This is a genomic window from Stenotrophomonas maltophilia, assembly GCF_004920835.1.
GTDB lineage: Bacteria > Pseudomonadota > Gammaproteobacteria > Xanthomonadales > Xanthomonadaceae > Stenotrophomonas > Stenotrophomonas maltophilia_AQ.
This window is the reverse complement of record NZ_QFHO01000074.1, coordinates 1-394: the sequence shown is the minus strand read 5'-3', so window position 1 is coordinate 394 and position 394 is coordinate 1. Positions and strand designations below refer to the sequence as shown.

Sequence of the window (394 nt, the reverse complement as noted above, 5' to 3'; positions counted from 1 at the left end):
GTGTGACGCAGAGCGTCACGAACTGCATTCCCACGCGGAGCATGGGAACGATAGTCAACCGTCCAACTTTTTGGGGTCAGTTCACTGGGGCGTGGGGACGACAGTCAACTGGCATCAACGAGCGGACGTATTCTCTTCCTCCGGCATCTTCCTGAAATACGTCGACAGCAACGCCCCGGAAATATTGTGCCAGACACTGAACAGCGCGCTTGGCACTGCCGCCAGCGGCGAAAAATGAGCACTGGCCAGCGCAGCGCCCGGCCCCGAGTTCTGCATACCGACCTCCAGCGCCAGCGACTTGCGTTGCGCCAATGGCAGCTTGAAAACCTTGCCAGTGAAATAACCCAACAGAAAACCGAACGTGTTATGCAGAATCACCACCGCCATGATCAGC

General features: G+C 57.4%; 1 protein-coding gene. It reads right to left on the bottom strand.

From position 1 onward, the window contains the following. Positions 1-114: 114 nt before the first annotated feature. Positions 115-394 (bottom strand): bile acid:sodium symporter family protein (locus DI041_RS21130; protein WP_369407448.1); only part of this gene is annotated, 280 nt, incomplete at its 5' end.